The 2145-nt window shown below is 73.4% G+C and carries 3 protein-coding genes; 2 read left to right on the top strand and 1 reads right to left on the bottom strand.

Annotated features, from left to right (window positions below; translation table 11 throughout):
* Nucleotides 1-782: carbohydrate-binding protein (locus ABD308_RS15050; protein WP_344333775.1), on the top strand; the 782-nt coding region annotated here is incomplete at its 5' end.
* A gap of 47 nt (nucleotides 783-829) precedes the next feature.
* On the top strand, nucleotides 830-943 hold the full coding sequence (locus ABD308_RS39850) for a hypothetical protein (protein WP_486327024.1): 114 nt from the start codon (nucleotides 830-832) through the stop codon (nucleotides 941-943).
* Between the two features lie 82 nt (nucleotides 944-1025).
* Here the strand turns inward: ABD308_RS39850 and ABD308_RS15045 are convergent, their stop codons facing one another.
* Nucleotides 1026-1670, bottom strand: a complete 645-nt coding sequence (locus ABD308_RS15045) for a GNAT family N-acetyltransferase (protein ID WP_344333774.1) — start codon at nucleotides 1668-1670, stop codon at nucleotides 1026-1028.
* Nucleotides 1671-2145 lie beyond the last annotated feature (475 nt).

The raw sequence follows: 2145 nt of genomic DNA, 5'->3' as shown, positions 1-2145 counted from the left end.
GGGTGGAGGGGGTGGCCGAGGCCCCGCGCCCGCTGTACGACCTGCGCGGCGGCGACGCCTACTACATCGGCGGCAGCAGCCGCTGCTCGATCGGCTTCCCGATCACCCGGGGGACCACCCAGGGCTTCGTCAGCGCGGGCCACTGCGGCCGGACCGGCGCCACCACGACCGGTTCCAACCGGGCCGCCCAGGGCAGCTTCCAGGCCTCGGTGTTCCCGGGCAACGACATGTCCTGGGTCGCCGCCAACAGCAGCTGGACGGCCACCCCGTACGTGACCGGCGCGTCCGGTGCGGTCAGCGGCTCGGTGCAGCAGCAGGTCGGCGCCTCGGTCTGCCGTTCCGGATCCACCACCGGCTGGCACTGCGGCACCATCCAGCAGCACGGCACCAGCGTCACCTACCAGGAGGGCACCGTCTCCGGCGTGACCCGGACCAACGTGTGCGCCGAACCCGGTGACTCGGGCGGCTCGTTCATCTCCGGGACGCAGGCGCAGGGCGTGACCTCCGGCGGCACCGGCAACTGCTCGCAGGGCGGCACCACCTACTACCAGCCCGTCAACCCGATCCTCCAGGGCTACGGGCTGACGCTGAAGACGAACTCGTCGGGCCCCGGCCCCGGCCCCGGTCCGGGCACCCCCGGCGGCACCTGGTCGGCCGGCACCGTCTACCAGGCCGGTGACACGGTGACCTACGGCACCACCTCCTACCGCTGCCTCCAGGGCCACCAGGCGATCGTCGGCTGGGAGCCGCCGAACGCCCCGGCGCTCTGGCAGACCGCGTAGGGCCCGCGCCCTTCCGCGGGACGACGACGCGACGGCGGGCCGGCGGTGTGAGAAGTTGGACGGAGGCGAACCACCTAGGAGGCCCGATGTCCTCGAAGCGCCGCCGCAAGAAGAAGGCCCGCCGCAAGGGCGCCAACCACGGCAAGCGGCCCCAGTGCTGAAGCAGCGCTGAGCCGGTGTCGCAGCGCCGCGCCGGTCCGGACACCCCGTCCGGACCNCCCGTCCGGACCGGCGCGGCGGCGTTCACGCCCCGGGCGCGTAGAACAGGCTCGCCATGGGCGCGCGGACGCTCCAGCCGAGGGCGGAGTACAGCGCCCGCCCCTCGGGGGTGGCGACCAGGATGCCGGTGGTGGCGCCGGCGCGGTGTCCGGCGTCCCGCAGGGCCCGCATCACCAGTGAGCCGAGCCCCCGGCGGCGGTGTCCGGGATCGGTCTCGATCTGGTCGGCGACGGCGGTCGCCCCGGTGACGGCGAGCTGGCCGCGCGCGGCGTAGTGGCCGTCCCCGGTGCGGACCAGCACCCGGAACACGCCACCGCGCCACCAGCCGGTGAGCGTGTACCCGGCGGGCACCACCGGGCGCTCGGCGGCCAGCGGGACGGTCATCAGATAGCCGGGCAGGTCGTACCGCCAGCCGGGGCCGAGCCAGGGGCGGACGGTGTCCTCGTCGGCGAAGAGCTTCAGCCAGGTGCCCGGCGCGGTGGTGGCCGCCACCAGCTTCCGGACGTCGGCCTCGACGGGGTCCGGCAGGACGTGCCGGGCCACCTGCTTCGGCTGCCCGACGTCGACGCTCCACCCCCAGGGCTCGTCCACCGGGTCGGCCGCGCCCCGCGACACGATCCAGCCCTCGACCCAGGCCCGCACCAGCTCATTGACGGTGGGCTCGTCCACCCGCCACCCCCTGTAAGAGTCATTCGTCGAGTTGACATATTACTCGGATCCGATCGGCGGTGGGCACCGGCCACCCGCCGGGCGGACCCGTCGCACGCACCGGGGTGAATACGTCCACGTTCGGCCTCCTCGACCTGATTTGTCGGATTATCAGACGGCATACTGCACCCATATGGTCACCGTGGGTAGCATTCTGATTTCTCTACGTACTCGGCCCACGGTTTCCTCCCCCCACCGCGTCACACCGGACCGTTCAGCCGAAGGGAACCGTCATGAGGAGCTGTCCACCCACCAGCGGGCGTGAGCGAAGACACCACGGAAGGATCGGAATCCGCGAGCGCCTCACCCGCGCCGCGCTCCCGCTCCTCCTGACCCTCGCCACCGCGTCCGCCTCCTTCACCGCCCCCGCGGTGGCGCACGCGGCGTCCACTCCCGCCGCCGCCGGCGGCCAGGCCGTCGCCGACCACGGCGCCGA

It is taken from the genome of Kitasatospora putterlickiae, from assembly GCF_039527695.1.
GTDB lineage: Bacteria > Actinomycetota > Actinomycetes > Streptomycetales > Streptomycetaceae > Kitasatospora > Kitasatospora putterlickiae.
Note: the sequence above shows the minus strand (reverse complement) of the source record. Positions and strands in the feature narration are given on the sequence as shown.